We start from the raw sequence: 21,155 nt of genomic DNA, 5'->3' as shown, positions 1-21,155 counted from the left end.
GCCGCTTGAACGCGCTGAATCCTCAAAACGCACTATGGTCGTGAGGTCAGGGGCACCATGAAGCTTCCACGCGGCGCCCGGCTTCGAATGGCGGCGGGCACGCGGTCGTCGTCGAGCACTCGATAGTAGCGCTGATCGGTGAGGATGGGCTGTCCCCCCTCCTCGACAACGATCGGCATCCGCGACCAGTAGAGGAAGGAGCGAACGGACCGGCGCTCGGTTCGCGCAGCGAGGAAGGCGGGATGGTCGAGGCCGAGGCGGCGTCGTTCTGGGGCGACGACAAGCCCCGATGGGCCGAAGTCGCCCGAGCCCCATTCGCGCGCGCTGCGCCAGGCCATGGTCCGCTCCCAGAAGGCGAGCGGCGGCGGGCTTGCAACGATCAGCACCGGCTCGATCCCGCGCTGGCGAAGGATGGCGGCGGTGCGGCGCTCGGCGAGCGCGCTCCATGCGACGTTGGCGGTGATGTAGACGAGCAGGAGCCCGCCGGCGATCAGAGCGGGCTTGCCGGGATGGTCCCTCCCCCGCTTCCAGCGGCGCGCAGACATCCAGACGCCCGCTACGAGGATGATCCAGTAGACCCAGTCGATGATGAAGATCGCGTTGGCCGAATACCAGCGGTCACCGAGCGGGGCGAAGAAGGCGACGGCATAGGTCGTCAGCCAGTCGAGGAAGGGATGGCTGACGACTCCGCCAAGCGTCACCAGGAACAGCGGCCAGAAGCGGAAGGGCAGCGAGTCGGGCGCGGCAGGCTTCAGCCGGTCGACGATCCACAGGAGCGCGACCGTCCCGAGCGCCATTACCGGCAATCCCCAGAGCGCATGCGTCGGACCGCGGTGAAAGGCGATGTTATCGACCGGCAGGAACAGCGGCGCGATCACGTCGATGTCGGGGGCGTTGGCGCCGAGGATGCAGCCGAGCAGGCCGAAGCGGCTCGCCCGCTTCAATCCCATCTGGCCAAGCAGCGCGCCGGCCAGGCTGTGGGTCAGATTGTCCATTCAGGCCCGGGCAAACCAGATGACGTGGCGCGGGCCCTTGCCGTTGTGCCGTGCGCGAACGACTTCCTCGTCGACCTGGAAACCGGCCTGCTGCAGCGTCCTGGTGAAGCGGGGATCAGGCCCGGCGGACCAGATGGAGACCAGCCCCGCGGGGTTCAGCGCGCGTTTCACGACCGCCAGCCCCGAAGGTTCGTACAACCACTGGTTGAGCGCCCGGACCAGCGCATCGGGACCATTGTCGACGTCGAGCAGGATGGCGTCCCAGCCGCTCTTCTCGATCTCCTTGGCGACATCGCCGATGACCAGCCTGACCCGGGCGTCTTCGAGGCAATCGCCGGTCAGCGCCGACATCGGTCCACGTGCCCAGTCGACAATCTCCGGCACCAGCTCGGCGACGGTGATCTCTGCATCCTTCGGCACAGTGGCGAGCGCGGCGCGGAGAGTGAAGCCCATGCCATAGCCGCCGATCAGCCAGCGCTGTCTGGGTCGTGACCCGAGGCGCTCGGCCGTCATCGTCGCGAGTGCTTCTTCCGAGCCGCTCATGCGGGTCGACATGAGTTCGTCGCGCTCGACGCAGATCATGTGGTCGCCGCCACGCGAATAGAGGTGCATCTCGGGTCCGCCCGGGATGCGGGCGGTGGCGAGGTGGGTACGGGGGATCATCGCCGGTCCTTGCGCTCGCGGGAGTTCAGCAGGTTTCCGGCCGCCCGTCCGGCGCTACTCAGCCCTCGGTTCCTTTTCCACCATCCAGCTCTGGCCCTTGGCGACGAGCGCCTGGAGATCGGGCTTCTTGCCGGCGGAGACCTGGTCGTTCTGCTCGATGACCGCGGCTTCGAAGGTCGAAGCGGGATCGTCGTAGAGAACGCCCAATGCGACCGGGAAGCCGACCGGCGGCATCTCGACCAGCATGTGCGCCATCATCCGATTACGCGGATTGTGGACCAGCACCGCGGGATGGTCCCCAGCGACGACCTTGAGGGTCAGCGTCTCGGCGTCGAGCGCGATGCCCTTGGCGCCGCCCGCGAACAGCATCTTCTCGCCCGCCTTCAGCCACAGCTGCATCTCGGACGCGACCTCGCGCGCGGTGAAGGGCGCAAAGACGTCGTCATTATAGACGACGCAATTCTGGAAAATCTCCACGAAGGCGGTGCCCTTGTGGGCATGGGCGGCCTTGAGCACGTCGGGCAGGTTCTTGTTGACGTCGATCGCCCGCGCCACGAACCGCGCGCCCGCCCCGAGCGCGAAGCCGCACGGCCGCGCCGGACGATCGACCGAGCCGAACGGGGTCGAGGGGCTGCGCGTGCCGATCCGGCTGGTCGGCGAATATTGCCCCTTGGTCAGGCCGTAGATCTCGTTGTTGAACAGCAAGAGCTGGCAGTCGAGATTGCGGCGGATGAGGTGCATCGTGTGGTTGCCGCCGATGCTGAGCGCATCGCCGTCGCCGGTGATGATCCACACGTCGAGGTCGGGATTGGCGAGCTTGACCCCCGTCGCCACCGCCGGCGCACGGCCGTGGATGGTGTGGAAGCCGTAAGTCTCCATGTAATAGGGAAAGCGGCTCGAGCAGCCGATCCCGGAAACGAACACGGTCTTCTCACGCGCGACGCCGAGGTCGGGCATGGTCCGCTGCACGGCCTTGAGCACCGCATAGTCGCCGCAGCCCGGGCACCAGCGCACTTCCTGGTCGCTCGCCCAGTCCTTGGCGGTGGTCTTCTCGATTGGGGTCAGGTCATTCATCGTGTCAGCGCCACAGATAATAGAGGAGCGCCAGTACCAGGACCAGCATCAGGATCAGCGGAACGGGGTTGATCGGCTTCATGCCGTCACCTCGGCGGCGTGCGGGTGGCCGGGATCGTGGCCACTGTCGCCTTCGGGAAGTTGCGTCACGTCGGGCGGGACCACCCCGCCATGCGCCTCGGCCGCCGCAGCCTCGATCTCGGCAATGCGGAAGGGCTGGCCGCTGACCTTGGTCAGGCTCTGGACGTCGACCAGATACTGGTCGCGAAGCAGCGTCTTGAACTGGCCCGAGTTCATCTCGGGGCAGATGACGGTGCCGAAGCTGCGCAGCAGTTCGCCGAGGTTGGCGGGAAGCGGCCAGATGTGGCGGACATGGACGTGCGCGACGTCGAGCCCGCGCGCGCGGAGCCGCTTCACAGCCTGGTGGATCGGCCCGAAGGTCGAGCCCCAGCCGATCAGCGCGACCTTCGCCCCCGCCTCGCCGAGACAGACTTCCTGGTGCGGGATGTCGTCGGCGATCCCGAGCACCTTCTGCTGGCGCTGGCAGGTCATCTCGGCATGGGCGGTCGGCGAATAGTCGAGGTCGCCGGTGCCGGGGTTTTTCTCGATTCCGCCGATCCGGTGGGTCAGCCCCGGCGTGCCCGGCTTGATCCATGGCCGGGCGAGCTTCTCGTCACGGGCGTAGGGCATGAGCTTGCCGGCGTCGGTGCGCGGCACGTCATTCTCGTTGGCATGCACGACCGGGAATGCCTCGAAGGCCGTCATGTCGGGCACCTTCCACGGCTCGGCGGCATTCGCGATATAGCCGTCGGTCAGCAGCATGACCGGGGTCATGTAGCGGGTGGCGAGCCGCACCGCCTCGATCGCGACCTCGAACGCGTCGGCGGGCGAGCGGGCGGCGATCACCGGCAGCGGCGCGTCGCCGTTGCGACCGTAGACCGCCTGGTAGAGATCGCTCTGCTCGGTCTTGGTCGGAAGGCCGGTCGAGGGACCACCGCGCTGCGAATTGACGATGACGAGCGGAAGCTCGGTCATGATCGCAAGCCCCATCGCCTCGGTCTTGAGCGCGATGCCCGGACCCGACGAGGAGGTTACCCCGAGGCTTCCGGCATAGCTCGCGCCGAGCGCGGCGCAGATGGCGGCGATCTCGTCCTCGGCCTGGAAGGTGGTGATTCCATATTCCTTCAGCCGGCTGAGATGGTGCAGCAGCGGCGAGGCCGGGGTGATTGGATAGGAGCCGAAGAACATCGGCAACTCGGCCAGCTGCGCGCCGGCGACGAGGCCCAGCCCGAGCGATTCCGCACCGGTCACCGTGCGGTAGAGGCCGGGTTCGGCCGGCGCGGCGGGGATCGAGCGCGGGCGGAAGGCGGCGCCCATCTCGACCGTCTCGCCATAGGCATGGCCGGCATTCAGTGCCGCGACATTGGCCTCGACCAGCGTCGGCGCCTTGGCGAACTTGGCCTTGAGCCAGTCGACGATCGGCTGGCGGTCACGGTCGAACATCCACAGCGCGAGGCCGAGCGTCCACATGTTCTTGCAGCGCAGCGCCTCCTTGTTGCCAAGCCCGAATGGCTTCACGGCATCGAGGGTCAGCTGGCTGATGTTGAAGCGGACGAGCTGCCACTTGGCGAGGCTGCCGTCGTCGAGCGGGCTCTGCTCGTAGCCGGCCTTGGCCAGATTGCGGGCCGAGAACTCGCCCTCGTCGGCGATGATCAGGCCGCCCTCGCGGAGCGCGGCGACGTTCACCTTCAGAGCGGCGGGATTCATCGCGACGAGCACGTCGGGCTGGTCGCCCGCGGTCTCGATCGAGGCCGAGCCGAAGTTGATCTGGAAGGCCGAGACCCCGAAGGTCGTCCCCTGCGGCGCGCGGATCTCGGCCGGGAAGTCGGGGAAGGTCGCGAGATCGTTGCCGGCGAGCGCGGTGGACAGGGTGAACTGCCCGCCGGTCAGCTGCATGCCGTCGCCGCTGTCCCCGGCGAAACGGACCACGACATTTTCCGGAGCGAGGTCGGCATGCGCCTCCTCGGGGGTGAGCTGATGAGTGGCCGTGGCCATGACGCGTCCTGCGAATGAAAGGGGTTGATCTTCCCTAGCGCGTGGAAGTGCTGGCGTCACCACGTTACACGCAGGGGATGACCCAGCCTTATGTCCGTCCCGATGTCGCCGCTTTGCTCGAAATCGCCAACAAGCCGGGGGCCAAGCGAGCCGTCGACGTCGGGCTCGAGGGCGCGCGGGGGATGATGCACGCCAGCCGCAAGATGTTCGATGCCGAGACCGGCCCGCTGGCGGTCCTCCGCGACATCGAAGGCGGGCCCTGCCCGATGCGGCTCTACGACGCGCGCGCCGAGCGCGAGCCCGGGCCGGCGATCGTCTTCTATCACGGCGGCGGTTTCCTCCTCGGCGACCTCGACACGCACGAGCCCTTGTGCGCGGAGATCGCCCGGCTGACCGACCTGCCGGTGATCAGCGTCGACTATGCTCTCGCCCCCGAGCACCCCTTCCCTGCCGGAATCGAAGACGCCATGGCCGCGGCGCGCTGGATCGCCGACAGTCCGCTTGCCCTCGGCCGCGCCGTCGACGGCCTGGTTCTTGCCGGGGACAGTGCGGGCGGCAATTTCGCGATCGTCACCGCGCTCGCGCTTCGCGATCAGCCCGCAGCAGTCGCCGTTCGCGCGCTTTGGGCGATCTATCCCGCCGCCAATCCGACGCGCCACTATTCGAGCCTCGACCAGTTCGGCGAAGGCTTTCTCCTCAGCCGGGCGAGCATGGGATGGTTCGACGAAGGCTATGCGCCCGACCGTGGCGACTGGCGCTACGACCCGATGCTGAAGGATCTTGCCGGCCTGCCTTCAACGCTGGTCGTCGCCGGCTCGCTCGATCCGATCCGCGACCAGAGCCGCGCCTTCGTCGGGGCCTGCGCGGCAGCCGGGGTCAGCACCACTTATCTCGAGTGCGACGGCACGATCCACGGCTTCATGAATCTCCGCAGGGCACTTCCGAGCGCCCAGCACGACCTCGAGCGCTGCGTCGCGCACCTCGGGCTGCTGCTCGGCTAGGCGGATTGCAGCCACCAGTTGGCGACCGTCGCCGGAACTAGCGGGTCCGCGCTTCGCTCTCCCACCGCCGGCTTAGTTGCCGCCGGCCAAGGGAGAGCCCCATGCAAGGTACCAATGTCATTTCGGCCGTTTTCGACAGCCATAGCGAAGCCGAGCGCGCGATCGCCGAACTGCGCCAGGCGGGTGTCGAGGACAGTGCCATCTCGGTCATCGGCAAGCATGACGACACCGTCAGCGAGACGACCGGTGCCGGCGATCATGTCGCCGATCACAAGGAGCCGACCAGCTTCATCGCCAAGGCCGCCGCGGGTTCGGGCATCGGCGCCCTGCTCGGCGTCGCCGCGCTCGCCATTCCCGGCGTCGGCCCGCTCGCCGCGGCCGGTGCCATCGCCCAGAGCGCCATCGGCGGCGCGGCGCTGACCGGAACCGCCATCGGCGCTGCCGCCGGCGGCCTCAGTGACCTGTTCACCAGCCATGGCGTCAGCCGCGAGGACAGCGACTATTACGGCCAGCGGATCAATGACGGCGGCATCTTCGTGTCCGTCGACACCAGCCGAAGCAACATCGACCGCACTCGCGCCGAAGACATCCTCCATCGCGCCGGCGGTCACAGCTCGAGCCGCACCAAGATGAGCTCGACCGACAGCACCACCACCGCTTACTAAGCGGCACGCCGCATCCCGGCCCTTGACCTTGGTCGGGGCCGGGATGACGGACCAATCATGACCAGCAACGATTATCGCCGCGGGGTCGGCGTCATGCTCCTCAACGCCGACCGCCAGGTTTGGGTCGGCCGCCGGATCGACCGGACCGACGAGGCCTGGCAGATGCCGCAAGGCGGGATCGACGAGGGCGAGGAGCCCTGGGACACCGCGCTTCGCGAGCTCGAGGAAGAGACGGGAATTGCCCCGCACCTCGTCGAACGGGTGTCGGACTGCCCCGAACGTCTTCGCTACGACCTTCCGGAGGAGCTTCGCTCCAAGCTGTGGGGCGGCAAGTGGAAGGGGCAGGAGCAGGACTGGTTCCTGTGCCGCTTCCTTGGGCGGCAGAGCGACGTCGACATCGCCACCGCCCATCCCGAATTTGATGCCTGGAAGTGGGTCGACGCGGGCGAGCTTCCCGACCTGATCGTGCCGTTCAAGCGTGACCTTTATCGCAGGCTGATCGCGCAGTTCGAGGAGCATCTCGGCCTGCCCTGACGAAAAAGGGGCCGGTCGCCCGGCCCCTCTCTGCATTCCCGTGACAGCCCGTCAGGCGGGCTGCTTCGCGCCCATCGCCTCGGCGAGCTTGCGGATCTTCTCGGCGACCTTGGGGTCGTCAGCACGATCGGCCGCCTTGAGCGTGTCCTGGCCGATCTTCTCGAGCAGGGTCTTGAGCTTGTCGGTGTCGGGCTCGTCGTCGCCGAGCAGCTTCTCGAGCCGCTCGAGCTCCGAGGCGAGGCCCTTCGAACCGGTGAATTCGGCCTTGCGGATCGCTTCGACCCACTCGCCCGCGAGCTTGGCGCCCTGCTTGGCGCTAGTCTTCTCGATGCCCTTGTCGAACGCATTCTCTGTCGCGGTGAAACGCTGCGGCATAAGTCACTCCCGTGGACTGGCGATGACCAGATCAGTCATCCGCATCCTCCAACGAAGCACCTGCCCGATGGCCGCTACGGGCTATCGGGCAGGAACCGCTCGCCGGGCCGCCTTCAGGCAGCCGGACTGATTACCGCGCAAGCGACACGATCGCCGCTGTTGCCGCTCGGATCGGTGACATTGTCGTCCTCGCCGGCGTGGAGCACGAGCGCCGACCCATCACCGTCGCGAAGAGTGGCGAGGCTCGCGCCATTGAGCACAACCGTTTCGCGAAGCGCGCCATTGGCCGCGACAGGGACATTGGGCAGGTCGCCGGCATGCGGCCCGGCGGGGTTGGCGAGCCCATGCTTGCGAGAGGCCGGGTTCCAGTGGCCGCCCGCGCTGGTGAAGGCGGGACCGACGCAGCGTCCCACCGAATGGACGTGCAGCCCCTTGCGGCCGACCGACAGCCCATTCGCCTCGACCCTGAAGCTGACCGCTCCCGGGGTCTCCCACATGCGCACGGTGCCGATCGCCTGTCCGCTGCTACCGATCAGGGGAAGCGCGACGGCGCTGCTTGGGGCGTCCATCGGGGTGGCGCAGCCGGCGACGGCCAGCGTTGCGATGAGGGCCAGGCTCTTGTGGGGCACGGTCGTTCTTCTCCTGATGCGCGATGATGACGGGACAACGCTCGGAACGAAAAAAGGGCGGCCCTCCCGTGATGAGAGGACCGCCCAGGATTTTTCGGGATGGTTCCCGAAAGTGATCAGAAGGCCTTGGCGTAGCTTTCGTTGCCGACGAAGCCCATCTTGGACACGTTGGCCTGCTTGGTCACGACCAGCACCTGGTCGACCAGGTCGTAGCGTGCCTCGCCTTCGGGCTGCAGGTGGAGCTCGGGAACCGGGTCCATCTGCTGGGTGATGTCGAGGAACTGGCGCAGCTGCACCTGGTTCACGGGCGCGCCGTTCCACAGGATGCCGTTCTGCTGGGTCACCACGATCTTGTTCTTGACCGGATCGATCACCGCGTCGGGCGGAGGATTGCCCTGCGGAAGGTCGAGCTTCACCGCGTGGGTTTGCGGCGGGATGGTGATGATCAGCATGATGATCAGCACCAGCATGACGTCGATGAGCGGAGTGGTGTTCATCTCCATCATCGGTTCGCCTTCGGAGTTATTGCTCGTCGTCTGCATTGCCATGACGCGAGTTCCTTTCTCTACAGGCGGGTGACAGTCGAACCGGCGGGCGGTTCGGACACGAAGCCGACGCGGGCGAAGCCGGCGCGCTGCATCGTGTAGATGGTCCCACCGATGCACTTGTACGGCGTGTTGACGTCACCGCGGATGTGCACTTCGGGCATCGTTTCCTCGGTCAGGTTCTCGGCACCACCAGCCTTGGCGATGGCATCCTCGAGCTTCGCGACCGCGGTATCGAGCAGCGCCTCCGAGTTGATCGGAGCCATGCCCTGATACACCTCGCAGGTGCCGCCGGGACCGCCGCGGACGGTCAGCTCGATGTTCTCGGGCTTGGTCTCGCGGGCTTCGTAGGCGGTCGCGGGGAGCGCGATCGGGACGGTTTCCACCACCACCGGAACGGCGATGAGGAAGATGATCAGGAGCACCAGCATCACGTCCACGAGGGGCGTGGTGTTGATGTCGGACATCGGGACGTCTTCGCCGTCTTCCTTGCCGACACTCATTGCCATGGGACGTTCGTTCCCTCTTTAACTTCGGGTCACCGGATCGACGGGGTGGAGACCGGACGCATCAAGCGCCCGGCCTCCTGAACCCTGCCTTAGCGGCGATCGACGGTGGTGGTGCCAGTGCCGCCAGCCTGCTGGCCGGTCGAGGTCTGGCCCGAGGTCAGCGGCTGGGTGCCAGCCGGGGTCGGAGCCGCACCGGTGCGGGTCTGGGCGCCACGGGCGACCGAGGCCGAACCGGCATTCGGGGCAGCGGCGGCGGTGACGGCGGCCGGCTTAACCTTGCCTTCCGACATGATGTAGCCGTGCAGGTCGTTCGTGAAGGCAGCAAGGTCCTCCATGATCGACTTGTTGCGGCGGATCAGCCAGTTGTAGGCGAGCACGGCCGGAACCGCGACGACCAGGCCGAGGGCGGTCATGATCAGCGCCTCGCCGACCGGGCCGGCGACGGTGGAAATCGAGGCCTGGCCCGACGCGCCGATCTTGATCAGCGCGCGGTAGATGCCGACGACGGTACCGAACAGACCGATGAACGGAGCAGTCGAACCGACCGTCGCGAGGAAGGCGAGGCCTTCACCGAGACGGGCGCCGATGCCGCCCTGCGAGCGGGCGAGGCTGTTCGCCATCCAGTCGTGCTGGTCGATCGGGTTGGTCAGCTTGCCGTGCTGCTCCTGGGCGACGAGCGTGTCGTCGACGATCGCGCGGTAGGCGCTCTTCTGGTCGAGCTTGCTGGCGGCTTCGCGCAGGTTCGGCGAGTTCCAGAAGCTCGAGCGGACCTTGTTGCCCTGGCTGATGATCTTCTGCTGCTCGAAGAACTTCGTGAACAGGATGTAGAAGGTGCCGATCGACATGCCGACGAGGATCACGAACGTGGCCCACGAGATGGCGCCACCTTCGTTGAGGGCCTGCATGAGACCGTAGGGGCTGTCGCCGGCCGGAGCGGCGGCGGCTGCTGCCGTCAGAGAGAGGAAGGTCATAGTGCGTATCCTTGGACTAGAAACCGTATGGGCGTGAAAGGAAAAGGCGTCACTTACTCTTCAGGCAGTCGCCAGACGATCCGGGTGGACGTCGTGTCGGACGTCTTGCCACCGCTGCTGTCCGTCGCCGGAGTGAAGCGGGCCCGGCTGCGGAGCAGTCGGCAGGTCGTGCTGTCGAGCGAGCTCGAGCCTGACGAGCTGGTCACAGTGCAGTTGGTGACCCGACCGTCCGGACCGATGTCCAGGCGGACACCCGTCGTACCCTGCTGCTCGTTGCGGATCGCGTCCTGCGGATAGTCGTCATCCGAGAAGTAGGAAGCGAGGTTCGCACGGGCCTTTGCCGGCTGCACCTTGACGGGCTGCGGCGGGGGCGGCGGCGGGGGCGGCGGAGCCGGCGGGGCCGGCGGTGCGGTCGGCGCAGTCGGCGTGATGATCGCCGGCGGCGCGTTGGTCACCGTGGACACCGGCGGCGGCGGCGTGTTCGTCCGCACCAGAGGCGGCGGCGACACGACGGGCGGCGGCGGAGTCTCGACCTGCCGTTCGGGCGGCGGGGGCGGCGGTTCCTCCGGCGGGGGCGGTGGCTCCTCCTCCACGTCAAAGGTCTTCAGATCTTCCGCGGCCTTCTTCACGACATTGTACGCGAGGCCGGTGATGATCGCATATCCGAGCAGCACATGCAGCAAGGCAACAATGACGATCGAAACCGTCCTGTTCCCGCTCATCTGCCTGCGATTGGCGTAAGACATCCTGCCGCAATTCTCCTCAGAAGGGCTTTTCAACCGTCACGATCGAATACGGTCAAAACCGCATTCTTCCGATCAGGCAGGCCGACGTATCAACATATCATCGGCGTGGCCGGCGGGCTTCCTTAATGTGGCCTCAATGGCGGCGCAATCATATTGTTCCACCACTGCAACCGCCTTCAAAGGCCGTTACGGAGCCGTGCCGGAAAAGGAGGCGATTTCAACGCCCACTCCCCGCGCGTTCGGATAGACATCGGGCTTGGCCGTGGCCACCCTCAATGCCTTCACTCCGTCCCGCGCAGCAACCCAGTCATAGACTTCCCGGGCCAGTGTCTCCTGCAGGTTGAAGCGCCGGCTCGCAGCGATTCGCTCGATCTCGATCCGCAGGTGATCGTAGTTCCACGCACCCTCGGCGAGGTCCGCAGCGGGCGGATCGACCGCATCGAGCCAGACCTCGACGCTGATCAGCAGCCGCTGCGGGCTTCCGACCTCGAATTCGTGGAAGCCGATGTCGGTCATCACCTCGAGGGAATCGAGGTGGATCTTGGCCGATCGCACCGCGAGCGAAGCAGGCACCAGCCCATCCAGCCGCGGAGTGAAGGGAAGAATGTCGCTCATCTAGTCGGGAGTCCTGGAAAGAAACTGCACGTCGCGCGGCAGGCGCCAGAAGCGCTGACCGCTGTCGAGGGTGAGCGTCTCGCCGGTCATCGTCGGCGAGTCCACCAGAAAGCGAAGCGCGCGCAGCACGTCCTCGGGTGTCACTCCGCGTGCCAGGGGATTGAAGGCGTGCATCGCGGCGAAATTGGAATCGCTCTGCCCTTCGGACAGCAGCATCAGCGCCGGCGCGATCGCATTGACCCGGATGCCCCTGCCGCCAAGCGCCTGCGCGCTCAGCGTGGTCAGCGTCGCGAGCGCGCTCTTGGACAATGTATAGCTGAGGAAGTCGGGGTTGGGCGCCGCCAGCTTGGCGTCGAGGATGTTGACCACCAGCCGGTCGCCCTCCGCTCCGACTTCGGCAAAGGCCGAGATCAGCAGCGCCGGGGCGGCGACGTTGACCATCATGTGGGCGCCAAGTTCGTCGGCCGAGAAGGCCTCGAGGCTGTCGGGCGAGAAGCGGGCGGCATTGTTGACGAGCAGCGAGGGAGGCTCGGGACAGGCGGCCATGATGGTCCCGGCCATGCCATCTGCCGAAAGGTCGGCGACGACGCGGATGCTTCCCGGCGGCACGTCGTCAACCTCGCCGCGGACATGCGCGACCACGGTCCAGCCGTCCGCCAGCAGCCCTTCGGCGAGCACGCGGCCAACACGCTTGCCGGCTCCGGTGACGATCGCGACCCTGCTCATGGCGCACCCGTCTAGCGACTGCCCTTGCGCAGACAAGCGTCCGACCTCATCTCCGCCAGCCATGCCGGAAACCCGCCCATCCCTCGACATCGCGGCCCGAAGCCTGGCCGAGATCGGCGAGGCCATCGCGGCGCGGGGCCGGCCGCCGGTCGACAACTGGAATCCCTCGCACTGCGGGCACAGCGGGATGCGGATCGACCGCGAGGGGCGCTGGTGGCACGAGGGACGCCGGATCGAGCGCGACGCGCTTGTCCGCCTGTTCGCCTCCGTCCTCCGCCGCGAGCCCGACGGCCGGCACGTGCTGGTTACCCCGGTCGAGAAGCTCGACATCGACGTCGAGCTTGCGGCGCTTCGGGTGGTCGCCATGACCTTCGAGGGCGACGGCGAGGAACGGCGTATCGCCTTCCAGCTCAACGACGGCGAAGCGGTGATCCTTGGTCCCGACCATCCCCTCTCCTTCCGCGACGGGATGCCACTGGTGAACGCCCGCGGCGGCATCGAGGCGAGCTTCGAGCGGCCGGTCTATTACGAGCTGGCCGAACTCGCCTTGCTCGAGGATCCGCCCGGGCTGTGGAGCAACGGGCAGTTCTTCGCCTTCGCGAACGCATGAGCCTTGTCGAGCGGCTCCGCGCCGCGATCGCCGCCCCTCCCCCTTTCGACCTCCTCGCCGGCGACCTTGTCGAGGACAGCGATGCGCCGCTCCGACCAGCCGCGGTGCTGGTCGCGATCACCCGCCGCCCCGAGCCGGGTGTCCTGCTGACCGTCCGCCGTGAGCATCTTCGTACGCACGCCGGGCAGATCGCCTTCCCGGGGGGCCGGATCGACCCCGAGGATCGCGATGCCGCCGCGGCCGCCCTGCGCGAGGCGGACGAGGAGATCGGCCTTCCACCCTCGGCAGTCACCTTGTGGGGCAGCGCCGACCGCTATCGCACCGTCACCGGCTATGAGGTCACCCCGGTGCTCGGCGAAATTGCTCCCGATCTCGCTCTGGCGCCGCACGAAGCCGAAGTGGCCGACTGGTTCGAGGCGCCGCTTGCCTTCCTGCTCGATCCCGCCAATCAGCGCCTGATGTCAGCCGATTTCCGCGGCCAGCGCCGCCATTATTACGAAATCCCCTGGGAGGGACGTCGCATCTGGGGCGCCACCGCCGCCATGCTGGTCAACCTGTCGCGCCGGCTCGGCCCATGGACCTGAGCCCGCTCGAGGAGCTTGCCGGGCGACCGTCCGCGGCAGCGGTGTTCGAAGCGCTCGGACCCGGCAACGCGCGGCTGGTCGGCGGCGCGGTTCGCGACGGCCTGCTCGGGGTCAGCGTCACCGACATCGACCTTGCCACCAGCCTCTCACCCTACGAGGTCATGCGGCGCTGCGGGGCGGCGGGCATCCGCACCGTCCCCACCGGCATCGCCCACGGAACCGTCACCGCATTGCACGACGGTGCGACGCTCGAGGTCACCACGCTTCGCGCCGACCTCGCGACCGACGGGCGCCACGCCACCGTCGCCTTCACCGACGACTGGCGCGAGGATGCGGCACGGCGCGACTTCACCGTCAACGCGCTCTACTACGATCCGGCGACCCGCGAGGTGAGCGACTGGTTCGGTGGCCTTGAGGATCTCGCCGAGCGACGAGTCCGCTTCATCGGCGAGCCGCTCCAGCGCATCGCCGAGGATCATCTCCGTATCCTTCGCTTCTTCCGCTTCACCGCGCGCTTCGCCAGCGAGGTCGACGGGCCAGGGCTCGAGGCCTGCGCCGAGCGCGCCAACGACCTGATGGCCCTGTCGCGCGAGCGGATTGCCGACGAGTGGCTGAAGCTTCTCGCCCTCCCCGATCCTGCGCCGACGGTTGCGCTGATGCTCGAGCATGGCATCCTCCTGCCGGTGCTGCCCGAGATCGAGAAAGGGCGCCTTCCCGCCCTCGTCGCCGTGATCGACCATGAGCGCGCTGCTGGCGTCGCGCCCCACGCGCTGCGCCGCTTTGCCGCCCTTCTCCCCGCCGACCCGTCGCTCGCCGACCGCGTGGCCGCTCGGCTCAAGCTCAGCAACCGTGCCCGCAAGCGCCTTGCCAGCGCGGTCACGCCAGATGTCGGCAGCAGCGCGCGCGGGCTCGCTTACGAGATCGGAGTGACCGAGGCGCAGGATCGTTTGCTGCTCGCCGGCCAGGTCGAACAGGCGGCCGGCCTCAACGGTTGGAAGGTGCCCACCCTCGGGATCGGCGGAGGCGTACTCATCGCGCGCGGGCTGAAGCCGGGCCCGATCGTTGCCAGGACATTGAAGGCCATCGAGGCACGTTGGGTCGCGGAAGGTTTCCCTGGCGAGGAGCGGCTGGAACAGCTTGTCACCGACGCGCTCACCGACGCTTCGGGCGGCTGAAGCCAGGCTTCCGCCAACGAACTCGGTGCCGGCCGCAGGCGGGCGTGCGGCCGGCACCTTTTCCCGATCGAGCGGGGAAGCGCGCATCGGACCATCCGGACGACGCTCAAAAGGGGAAAGCGCGCCGTCTGGAAGGATGGAGAAGAGATAGTCGTCCGGTGCCAGCGCACACAGCTGGCCTTGCGGCGGTATGCGACACGGCTTCGGGCTAGAGCCCAGCCTCGACCGCAAGCCTGATGAGATCGGCGCTGCTCGGAACGCCGAGCCGCTCCATCAGAAGAGCACGGTGCATCTTCACCGTCTTCTCGCTGATCTTCAGCTCCCAGGCGATCTGCTTGTTGAGCAGCCCCTTGGCGATCAGTTCGAGCACCTGGCGCTGACGCGGCGGAAGGCTCTTCACTGCCAGTACCGCCCGCTCCCGCCGACCGGCGAAGACCGCGCTGCTTTCCTCGCCCAGTTCGACCTGGCTGCCCAGGAACCAGGCGAGCTCGCCATTGTCGTCGAACAGCGGGGTAACCAGCACGGCGTTGCGGAACGGGGTGCCGTCGCGCTTGTAGTTGAGGATGTCGACCAGCACGGGCTTGTGCGACCTGACGCCCTGCCGGATGCGCTCGGTCAGCCACGGCTCCGTCGCCTCGCCAGCAAGGAAGCGGCAGTTGCGGCCGACGATCTGGTCTTCGGGATAGCCGGTCAGGTCGCAGAAGGCCTGATTGGCGACTTCGAGCGGATTGTCCGGGCGTCGCGGATTGCTGAGCACGGTTGCGATGGGACTATGTCCCACCGTCTCGATCAGCCGTTCTTCATCGACCGAAGCCGCCACCAACTACTCCGCGCATCCCGTGCCCCTGGGGTTCTACACGCGAGTGAGAGCCTAGGCGAGTTGTATGTCACAAGCCTTCCGGCGGCCGCTTGTTCCGACTTCCACAATGGAGCCGTTTACCGATTTGCTCGTTGCTGCTTCCGACCCTCCGCGTCGCACAAACAGGAAAAGTCGTTGCGTCTCTGCAACTTGGACCTGTGTTAGGCGAGTAGTGGACCGGGGCAGGTGTTGCAGCGATGTCACAAGGGCGGCCTGTCGGCGGCGCAGCTTTCGCTTGAGCGAAACTTATCCCCTGCTCTACAGGTTCGAGGCGCCATCAACACTTAACTGAGCGAGAAGGGGAAAGCATGCGCAAATACCTCCTGGCTGCCGTTGCCGCGGCTGCCATCACCTCGCCGGCAATGGCCCGCGATGGTGCGGGCTACGTCGGCGTGGATCTCGGTGCGATGCTCGTCGAAGACCTCAAGGTCGACGTCGAGTCCGGCACCACCACCCTGGACGATTTCTTCATTGCCGATCACAAGACCGGCTATGACGTCGGCGTGAACGCCGGCTACGACTTCGGTGCGCTCCGCGCCGAGGCCGAACTGGCCTACAAGCGCGCCAACCACGACGAGTATCTCGTCGACGGCGTGATCCTCGACGGCGACGGCCGCTCGACCTCGATGTCGATCATGGGCAACCTCCTGCTCGACTTCGGTGCCGATGACGGCTGGCAGGGCTTCGTTGGCGGCGGCGTCGGCCTCGCCCGCACCCGCGTCAGCATCGACGGCGACCGCATCAGCGACAGCGGCTTTGCGTGGCAGCTCCTCGCGGGCGTGCGCTATCCGGTCGCCGACAACGTCGACTTCGGCCTGAAGTATCGTTTCTACAACCACGACTTCAAGGACAACCTCGACCTCTCGGACTTCGACCTCGCGTCGTCGGACCTGGACTCGCGGTTCCGGTCGCACTCGCTGCTGGCGAGCCTGACCTTCAACTTCGGCTCGGCCCCGCCGCCGCCGCCGCCGCCGCCGGCTCCGGTCGAGGCTCCTCCGCCTCCGCCGCCGCCGCCTGCGACCCAGACCTGCCCGGACGGGTCGGTGATCCTGGCGACCGACGCGTGCCCGGTTCCGCCGCCGCCGCCGCCGCCGCCGCCGCCGGCTCCGGTCCGCGGCTAAGCGACGGGAGCAGGTTCCCTCGGGAGCCTGCTCCGGTAGCAAGGCAAAAAAGAACGGGGTGGAGCTCAGGCTCCGCCCCGTTCTTTTGTGTCTCGAGAAGATCAGGGGCGGGCCCCTCCCCATCCCGCACTGCGGAACGGGGAGGTTCTTCGAAGTTACGGCGCCGGGCGGGCGACGCTCGAGTACATGGTCGCCGCCGCGAGCTGGCGGTCGGGGCGACCGTCCCAACCATAGACGTCCGGGCGCTGGACGAGCTTGCCGTCGGCGCCGACCTCGGCGGTGAGATAGGTCAGGTAGATCGGAACGCCCTGCGGGAGCTGGACGAACTGCTCGGGATCCGAGCCCGACATCTTGGGATCGCTACCCATCAGCCAGCGTGCGAAGCGCTTGGCATCCTCGAGGCGGATGCAGCCGTTCGACAGGTGGCGGTCGGGCAGCGCGAACTTCTCGCGCGCCGGCGTGTCGTGGAGGAAGATGTCCTGCCCGCTCGGGAAAGGCACCTTCAGCCGGCCGACGCTGTTCTGCGGGCCCGGCTTCTGACGGATGCGAAGCGCGCCCGGGTTCTCGGCCACGGCCTTCCAGTCGACCGAGCTGGCGGGAAGGACGGTCGCCTCGTTGGTCCAGTTGCTCATCACCTCATAGCCGCGCGGCTTGAGGTAGGCGTCGCCCTGCTTGAGCGCGGCCGGGGCAATGGTCTTCTTCACCAGATTGGTCGGCACGTCCCAGTAAGGGTTGAGCGTCACCCAGTGGATGATGCTAGCAATCATCGGGGTCGGAAGCTCGGGGGTGCCGACGACGACCTTCATCCGGTCGACCGGCTGGCCGCCCTCATACATGGTCAGCATGGCATTGCCGATGTCGACCACCGCGTAGCGGCCACCGGCGGGCAGCGCGCGGGCACGCTCGAGGTTGGCGAGCAGCGAGGCGTCGGCACTGGCCATGCCGCTGGCGATCGCCGCGTCACGAAGACCGCGATAGGTGCTGTTGACGTCCGACATGCGGGTCAGCGCGGCACCGAGATCGGGCGATGCGGCGGTGGTCAGCAGGATCTGGTCGGCGCGCGACTGGGGCGACAGCAGGGCATAGCCATAGACAAGGCCCTTCGGAGGGGTGCGCAGGTGCTGCATGTAGGCAACCCACGCCTTGGACAGGGTCAGCTCGGCGGCCTTGACCGCCGCGGCGTTGTTCGGCGCGGCCGAGGCGATCGCCGCATCGACCTGCGCGGCAAGCGCCGGGCCGGCGTTGAAGCCGTCGATCGGCGCTCGGCGGAGGATCGACGACAGGCGCGTGGCCGCGGCGCGGCTGGCATCGCTGCGGAACCAGATCGGCGCATCGCCATGGCTGTAGTAATAGAGTTCGACCGGATCGGTCGGGACAACGCGAACGACCGGAGCCGGGGGCGGCGGAGCCTTCTTCTTCTTCGCCTCGGCGATCCCGGGGGTCAGGAGGATGGCGGCAGTCGAAGCGGCGAGCAGAAGCTTGTTCACTGGTAGGGGTTCCCCCGAATGGACCGGTTGGTTAGCGCCAACTTAAAGCCCCTCGACTGACGGACAAGTGAACCGCGACGAACCGAGTCGCTTCCGCGCCGCCTGCGGCCGGTCAAACACGCGCTGTTGCACAAACCCCTCATCTTTCCCGCCAAAGGGACCCGAAGACGCTCCGAAGTTCTCGAAGTTCACAGGGTGCGGGGTGCTGCGCGGTTCGCGCCTGCTGGCGATGAAGCGGCGGTGGGGAGGAGATTGGACGGGAACGCGCGCAAGGTCGCCATCGCCACCGAGGGAAGCAGGCGAAATCCTACTAGGCAAGGGGTTTGAAGGTGGTGCCTCCACCACTCGGCTACGCAGAGCGGTCCCCCTCCCCATTGCCATGCGACGGGGAGGTTCTGTGACGTCTCTTCAGGCCGCGGCGGCGGCGCGTTCCAGGACGGGGGCGATGCGGTCGATGGTGTAGGGCTTCTCGAGCAGAGGCGCGTCGGCGAACTCGGCCGGGGGCGGTTCGACATGACCGCCGCTGGCGATCACGAACGGGATTCCGCGTTCCTGCAGCGCCGAGGCGGCGGGCCAGATCAGCTCACCCTTGAGGTTGACGTCGAGGATGGCGATGTCGAAGCCGCCTTCCTCGCACTTCTCCACGGCTTCCGACAGATTGTCGCAGCTGGCGTGGATACGGTGACCGAGGGTCTCGAGGAAGTCCTCGAGCATCATCGCGATCAACGGTTCGTCTTCGACGACGAGAATATTACGACCCTGTTGCACGCGCCGTCTGTTGCAGGACCGGACCGGTAGCGCAATAGCTTTCCGTCGGTCACCATGTGAAATCTAGCGTGTTGCCAGCACCTTACGTGCAGCCTCCGAGAGCTCCTGAACCGAGAAGGGCTTGGGAAGAAAGGCAACATTGTCGATGTCGATCGATTTGCGCAGCTGCTCCTCGGCATAGCCGGACATGAAGAGGATCGGCAGTTCGGGGCGGGTCTTGCGGGCTTCGCGGACCATGGTGGGACCGTCCATGATCGGCATGACGACGTCGGAGATGAGGAGATCGATGGGCTCGCCGCGTCCGACGATTTCGAGCGCTTCCTCGCCATTATTGGCGGTGAGCACGGTATAGCCCTGGCGGGTCAGTGCCCGCTCCGCCACGGTGCGGACCATCGGCTCATCCTCGACCAGCAGGACGGTGCCGGTACCCCAGGTCTCCTCCGCCTTGGGAGGCGGGGCGACGACGCGGGTGGCGGCGGCGGCGCCTTCCTCGCGGTAGACCGGCAGATAGATGACGAAAGTCGTCCCCTCCCCCACCTTGCTTGCGGCGAAGATGAAGCCACCCGACTGCTTGACGATGCCGTAGACGGTGGAGAGGCCGAGGCCGGTCCCCTTGCCCACCTCCTTGGTGGTGAAGAAGGGCTCGAAGATCTTGCCGAGCACCGCCGGCGGGATGCCGCAACCGGTGTCCGAGATGCTGAGCGCGGTATAGTCGTCGATCGGAAGGATGTCGGATCCGAGCTCGGCGACCTGGTCCGAGCGAATCGAGTAGGTCTGGATGGTGAGCGTCCCGCCACCGGTCGCCGCCATCGCGTCGCGGGCATTGACCGCAAGGTTGACGATGACCTGCTCGAGCTGGCCCGGATCGGCACGGACCGCGCCCAGTTCGCGCCCGTGCTTGACGGTCAGGGTCACGGTCTCGCCGAGCAGGCGCTTCAAAAGGTGCGACACCTCGCTGACGACGTCGGGCAGCTGAAGCACCTGCGGACGAAGCGTCTGCTGGCGCGAGAAAGCGAGCAATTGTCGGGTCAGTCCGGCAGCGCGGTTCGAGTTCGACTTGATCTGCTGGATGTCCTCATAGTCGCTGTCGCCGGGCGTGTGGCGCATCGCCATCAAGTCGCAGTGGCCGATGATCGCGGTGAGGATGTTGTTGAAGTCGTGGGCGACGCCGCCGGCGAGCTGGCCGACCGCCTGCATCTTGGTCGCCTGGGCGACCTGGCGCTTCAATTTGGCTTCCTCGCTATTGTCCTTGAGGAGGAGCAGCACGCTGGCCTCGCCGAGGTTGCGCAAGCCCGCGATGGTCAGCGCGACCGGCTCGCCAGGGTTATGCGACAGGCGGACGGCAAGGTCGCCTGACATCGCCGGCCCGCGGCTGTTGCGTCGCACCGCATCGGCGACCGCGGCCTTGTCCTCCTTGACGACGAGGTCGCTTGGGAAAGCGGGAAGCGAGTCCTCGCCGAGCGCGGCGGCGCGCCGGAAGCTCTTGTTGCTGGTGAGGAAGCGGCCGTCGCGGTCGACCAGCGCAAGGCCGAGCGGAAGAAGATCAAGCAGCGCCTGGAGGCTGGCCGGCTCGGACAGGCTCGGGTTCTCGGCGGTGGTGAATAGCAGGCTGATCCCCGCCGAATGACCGGCACCGGGCTCGGCCGGGATGTGGAGCAGGCGAAGGACCGGCGCGTCGGCTCCCTCGGCCTGAAGGCGGACCCGGCTTTCGCCCGCGCTTTCGAACAGATCCTCGATCCTCGCGTCGGAGCGGCGGTCGAGGCCCGAGCGGCGCTGGAACAGCGAGTTGCCGGCAAGGACGAGCCCGTCGGCGTCGATCACCGCGGCGAGCACGCCCGACTGGGCGAGCACTTCGCCCTCGAGACCCTCGACCCGGCGGGCAAGCACGGTCAGCGGCGAGCGACGCGGCCGCGGGAAACGCCACAGCAGGAGATCGCGGCCGTGCCCGACCCTGCTGACCTCGACCGACATCGGGCCGCGCTCGGTGGCGATGTCGATGGCACTGCCGGTCCCCTCGCGCCAGGCCTGCTGGCGGATCAGGGCAAGCGTCTCGGTTGCCGCCTCGTCCTGGCCGAGGGCGAGCGGCGCGGCGAGATCGGGGAAGCGCTCGCGATAGGCGGGGTTGAGGCTGAGCGGGCGGCCGCCCTCGTCGGTGACCACCGCGGGATCGCTGCACAGCGCCAGCGAGGAGGCGACGAGGCCCATGTCGGGAACGGACAGCGCGGGCGCCGGAAGCTCGGCGACCGAAGCCACCCGCGATCGCCACAGCAGCAGCGCGAAGCCAAGCAGCGCGATCCCGCTCACGGCTCCGATCAGGAGATGTCCAAGGACGGTCCCGACCAGCGCCGCGATGGCGCCGGCCAGGACCAGCAGTGCAGGCACCAGCCACGGCTCGCCCGATGGGACGGGATCAGCGTCGATCGCTGCGAGCCGGGCGTGGAGCATTCA

Annotated in this window: 23 protein-coding genes; 7 read left to right on the top strand and 16 right to left on the bottom strand. The window is 67.4% G+C overall.

The genetic code is table 11. The annotated features are described in order from the left end of the window. Positions 1-32 precede the first annotated feature (32 nt). From ABD727_RS05555 to ABD727_RS05540, 4 genes are all read right to left on the bottom strand, one after another. Positions 33-995 (bottom strand): metal-dependent hydrolase, encoded by a 963-nt coding sequence (locus ABD727_RS05555; RefSeq protein ID WP_344706385.1) that lies wholly within the window; start codon positions 993-995, stop codon positions 33-35. Continuing rightward, positions 996-1,658, bottom strand: a complete 663-nt coding sequence (locus ABD727_RS05550) for a spermidine synthase (protein WP_344706384.1) — start codon at positions 1,656-1,658, stop codon at positions 996-998. It abuts the gene before it with no gap. A gap of 54 nt (positions 1,659-1,712) precedes the next feature. Beyond that, complete coding sequence (locus tag ABD727_RS05545; protein WP_344706383.1) at positions 1,713-2,732, bottom strand: 2-oxoacid:ferredoxin oxidoreductase subunit beta; 1,020 nt, start codon at positions 2,730-2,732, stop codon at positions 1,713-1,715. Between the two features lie 78 nt (positions 2,733-2,810). Continuing rightward, positions 2,811-4,787, bottom strand: a complete 1,977-nt coding sequence (locus ABD727_RS05540) for a 2-oxoacid:acceptor oxidoreductase subunit alpha (protein WP_344706382.1) — start codon at positions 4,785-4,787, stop codon at positions 2,811-2,813. A 77-nt stretch (positions 4,788-4,864) separates the two neighbouring features. Here ABD727_RS05540 and ABD727_RS05535 point away from each other — a divergent pair, with 77 nt between their 5' ends. The 3 genes from ABD727_RS05535 to ABD727_RS05525 all read left to right on the top strand — a co-directional run bounded on the left by ABD727_RS05535 (position 4,865) and on the right by ABD727_RS05525 (position 6,987). Next, positions 4,865-5,788: an alpha/beta hydrolase gene (locus ABD727_RS05535; RefSeq protein WP_344706381.1), complete on the top strand. Its 924-nt coding sequence runs from the start codon at positions 4,865-4,867 to the stop codon at positions 5,786-5,788. A 101-nt stretch (positions 5,789-5,889) separates the two neighbouring features. Then, positions 5,890-6,453 (top strand): general stress protein, encoded by a 564-nt coding sequence (locus tag ABD727_RS05530; RefSeq protein WP_344706380.1) that lies wholly within the window; start codon positions 5,890-5,892, stop codon positions 6,451-6,453. A 57-nt stretch (positions 6,454-6,510) separates the two neighbouring features. Then, positions 6,511-6,987, top strand: coding sequence for an RNA pyrophosphohydrolase (locus ABD727_RS05525; RefSeq protein ID WP_344706379.1), 477 nt, complete (start codon positions 6,511-6,513; stop codon positions 6,985-6,987). A gap of 51 nt (positions 6,988-7,038) precedes the next feature. On the opposite strand, the gene ABD727_RS05520 is transcribed toward ABD727_RS05525, so the two are convergent. The 8 genes from ABD727_RS05520 to ABD727_RS05485 form a co-directional block, all read right to left on the bottom strand. Then, on the bottom strand, positions 7,039-7,362 hold the full coding sequence (locus ABD727_RS05520; protein ID WP_344706378.1) for a hypothetical protein: 324 nt from the start codon (positions 7,360-7,362) through the stop codon (positions 7,039-7,041). A gap of 113 nt (positions 7,363-7,475) precedes the next feature. Next, positions 7,476-7,991: a superoxide dismutase family protein gene (locus ABD727_RS05515; RefSeq protein WP_344706377.1), complete on the bottom strand. Its 516-nt coding sequence runs from the start codon at positions 7,989-7,991 to the stop codon at positions 7,476-7,478. Positions 7,992-8,107: 116 nt separating this feature from the next. Further along, positions 8,108-8,533, bottom strand: coding sequence for an ExbD/TolR family protein (locus ABD727_RS05510; RefSeq protein ID WP_344708031.1), 426 nt, complete (start codon positions 8,531-8,533; stop codon positions 8,108-8,110). Between the two features lie 23 nt (positions 8,534-8,556). After that, positions 8,557-9,045, bottom strand: coding sequence for an ExbD/TolR family protein (locus tag ABD727_RS05505; protein WP_344706376.1), 489 nt, complete (start codon positions 9,043-9,045; stop codon positions 8,557-8,559). 89 nt (positions 9,046-9,134) lie between these two features. Beyond that, positions 9,135-10,016, bottom strand: coding sequence for a MotA/TolQ/ExbB proton channel family protein (locus ABD727_RS05500; protein WP_344706375.1), 882 nt, complete (start codon positions 10,014-10,016; stop codon positions 9,135-9,137). 53 nt (positions 10,017-10,069) lie between these two features. After that, positions 10,070-10,762 (bottom strand): TonB family protein, encoded by a 693-nt coding sequence (locus ABD727_RS05495; RefSeq protein ID WP_344706374.1) that lies wholly within the window; start codon positions 10,760-10,762, stop codon positions 10,070-10,072. A gap of 186 nt (positions 10,763-10,948) precedes the next feature. Beyond that, the gene (locus ABD727_RS05490; RefSeq protein WP_344706373.1) at positions 10,949-11,377 is read right to left on the bottom strand and encodes a dihydroneopterin aldolase; all 429 of its coding nucleotides are present in this window, start codon (positions 11,375-11,377) and stop codon (positions 10,949-10,951) included. Further along, positions 11,378-12,103, bottom strand: coding sequence for an SDR family oxidoreductase (locus ABD727_RS05485; protein WP_344706372.1), 726 nt, complete (start codon positions 12,101-12,103; stop codon positions 11,378-11,380). It lies immediately after the preceding gene. A gap of 61 nt (positions 12,104-12,164) precedes the next feature. Between ABD727_RS05485 and ABD727_RS05480 the strand changes: the two genes are divergently transcribed. The 3 genes from ABD727_RS05480 to ABD727_RS05470 are packed head-to-tail and all read left to right on the top strand — an operon-like array spanning position 12,165 to position 14,472. After that, positions 12,165-12,713 (top strand): DUF1285 domain-containing protein, encoded by a 549-nt coding sequence (locus ABD727_RS05480; protein WP_344706371.1) that lies wholly within the window; start codon positions 12,165-12,167, stop codon positions 12,711-12,713. Next, positions 12,710-13,297: a CoA pyrophosphatase gene (locus ABD727_RS05475; RefSeq protein WP_344706370.1), complete on the top strand. Its 588-nt coding sequence runs from the start codon at positions 12,710-12,712 to the stop codon at positions 13,295-13,297. Before ABD727_RS05480 ends, ABD727_RS05475 begins: the two co-directional genes overlap by 4 nt. Further along, positions 13,288-14,472: a CCA tRNA nucleotidyltransferase gene (locus tag ABD727_RS05470; RefSeq protein WP_344706369.1), complete on the top strand. Its 1,185-nt coding sequence runs from the start codon at positions 13,288-13,290 to the stop codon at positions 14,470-14,472. The genes ABD727_RS05475 and ABD727_RS05470 overlap by 10 nt, the downstream gene beginning before the upstream one ends. 208 nt (positions 14,473-14,680) lie before the next feature. On the opposite strand, the gene ABD727_RS05465 is transcribed toward ABD727_RS05470, so the two are convergent. Continuing rightward, positions 14,681-15,292: a LuxR C-terminal-related transcriptional regulator gene (locus tag ABD727_RS05465; RefSeq protein WP_344706368.1), complete on the bottom strand. Its 612-nt coding sequence runs from the start codon at positions 15,290-15,292 to the stop codon at positions 14,681-14,683. Between the two features lie 347 nt (positions 15,293-15,639). Here ABD727_RS05465 and ABD727_RS05460 point away from each other — a divergent pair, with 347 nt between their 5' ends. Then, positions 15,640-16,452, top strand: a complete 813-nt coding sequence (locus tag ABD727_RS05460; RefSeq protein WP_344706367.1) for an outer membrane protein — start codon at positions 15,640-15,642, stop codon at positions 16,450-16,452. A 155-nt stretch (positions 16,453-16,607) separates the two neighbouring features. Here the strand turns inward: ABD727_RS05460 and ABD727_RS05455 are convergent, their stop codons facing one another. The 3 genes from ABD727_RS05455 to ABD727_RS05445 form a co-directional block, all read right to left on the bottom strand. Beyond that, entirely contained in the window at positions 16,608-17,939 is a 1,332-nt protein-coding gene (locus tag ABD727_RS05455; protein ID WP_344706366.1) for a L,D-transpeptidase family protein, read from the bottom strand. A gap of 408 nt (positions 17,940-18,347) precedes the next feature. After that, the gene (locus tag ABD727_RS05450; protein ID WP_344706365.1) at positions 18,348-18,707 is read right to left on the bottom strand and encodes a response regulator; all 360 of its coding nucleotides are present in this window, start codon (positions 18,705-18,707) and stop codon (positions 18,348-18,350) included. A 63-nt stretch (positions 18,708-18,770) separates the two neighbouring features. Beyond that, positions 18,771-21,152: a hybrid sensor histidine kinase/response regulator gene (locus tag ABD727_RS05445; protein ID WP_344706364.1), complete on the bottom strand. Its 2,382-nt coding sequence runs from the start codon at positions 21,150-21,152 to the stop codon at positions 18,771-18,773. Between the last annotated feature and the right edge of the window lie 3 nt (positions 21,153-21,155).

Source organism: Sphingomonas swuensis, assembly GCF_039538045.1.
GTDB classification, from domain to species: Bacteria; Pseudomonadota; Alphaproteobacteria; order Sphingomonadales; family Sphingomonadaceae; genus Sphingomicrobium; species Sphingomicrobium swuense.
This window is presented reverse-complemented; position numbering and strand designations above follow the sequence as displayed.

What these genes read in the sequence shown, in the direction of transcription:
- ABD727_RS05555 (WP_344706385.1), bottom strand. Translation starts at nt 995, where the DNA reads ATGGACAATCTGACCCACAGCCTGGCCGGCGCGCTGCTTGGCCAGATG.
- ABD727_RS05550 (WP_344706384.1), bottom strand. Translation starts at nt 1,658, where the DNA reads ATGATCCCCCGTACCCACCTCGCCACCGCCCGCATCCCGGGCGGACCC.
- ABD727_RS05545 (WP_344706383.1), bottom strand. Translation starts at nt 2,732, where the DNA reads ATGAATGACCTGACCCCAATCGAGAAGACCACCGCCAAGGACTGGGCG.
- ABD727_RS05540 (WP_344706382.1), bottom strand. Translation starts at nt 4,787, where the DNA reads ATGGCCACGGCCACTCATCAGCTCACCCCCGAGGAGGCGCATGCCGAC.
- ABD727_RS05535 (WP_344706381.1), top strand. Translation starts at nt 4,865, where the DNA reads ATGACCCAGCCTTATGTCCGTCCCGATGTCGCCGCTTTGCTCGAAATC.
- ABD727_RS05530 (WP_344706380.1), top strand. Translation starts at nt 5,890, where the DNA reads ATGCAAGGTACCAATGTCATTTCGGCCGTTTTCGACAGCCATAGCGAA.
- ABD727_RS05525 (WP_344706379.1), top strand. Translation starts at nt 6,511, where the DNA reads ATGACCAGCAACGATTATCGCCGCGGGGTCGGCGTCATGCTCCTCAAC.
- ABD727_RS05520 (WP_344706378.1), bottom strand. Translation starts at nt 7,362, where the DNA reads ATGCCGCAGCGTTTCACCGCGACAGAGAATGCGTTCGACAAGGGCATC.
- ABD727_RS05510 (WP_344708031.1), bottom strand. Translation starts at nt 8,533, where the DNA reads ATGCAGACGACGAGCAATAACTCCGAAGGCGAACCGATGATGGAGATG.
- ABD727_RS05505 (WP_344706376.1), bottom strand. Translation starts at nt 9,045, where the DNA reads ATGGCAATGAGTGTCGGCAAGGAAGACGGCGAAGACGTCCCGATGTCC.
- ABD727_RS05500 (WP_344706375.1), bottom strand. Translation starts at nt 10,016, where the DNA reads ATGACCTTCCTCTCTCTGACGGCAGCAGCCGCCGCCGCTCCGGCCGGC.
- ABD727_RS05495 (WP_344706374.1), bottom strand. Translation starts at nt 10,762, where the DNA reads ATGTCTTACGCCAATCGCAGGCAGATGAGCGGGAACAGGACGGTTTCG.
- ABD727_RS05490 (WP_344706373.1), bottom strand. Translation starts at nt 11,377, where the DNA reads ATGAGCGACATTCTTCCCTTCACTCCGCGGCTGGATGGGCTGGTGCCT.
- ABD727_RS05485 (WP_344706372.1), bottom strand. Translation starts at nt 12,103, where the DNA reads ATGAGCAGGGTCGCGATCGTCACCGGAGCCGGCAAGCGTGTTGGCCGC.
- ABD727_RS05480 (WP_344706371.1), top strand. Translation starts at nt 12,165, where the DNA reads ATGCCGGAAACCCGCCCATCCCTCGACATCGCGGCCCGAAGCCTGGCC.
- ABD727_RS05475 (WP_344706370.1), top strand. Translation starts at nt 12,710, where the DNA reads ATGAGCCTTGTCGAGCGGCTCCGCGCCGCGATCGCCGCCCCTCCCCCT.
- ABD727_RS05470 (WP_344706369.1), top strand. Translation starts at nt 13,288, where the DNA reads ATGGACCTGAGCCCGCTCGAGGAGCTTGCCGGGCGACCGTCCGCGGCA.
- ABD727_RS05460 (WP_344706367.1), top strand. Translation starts at nt 15,640, where the DNA reads ATGCGCAAATACCTCCTGGCTGCCGTTGCCGCGGCTGCCATCACCTCG.
- ABD727_RS05445 (WP_344706364.1), bottom strand. Translation starts at nt 21,152, where the DNA reads ATGCTCCACGCCCGGCTCGCAGCGATCGACGCTGATCCCGTCCCATCG.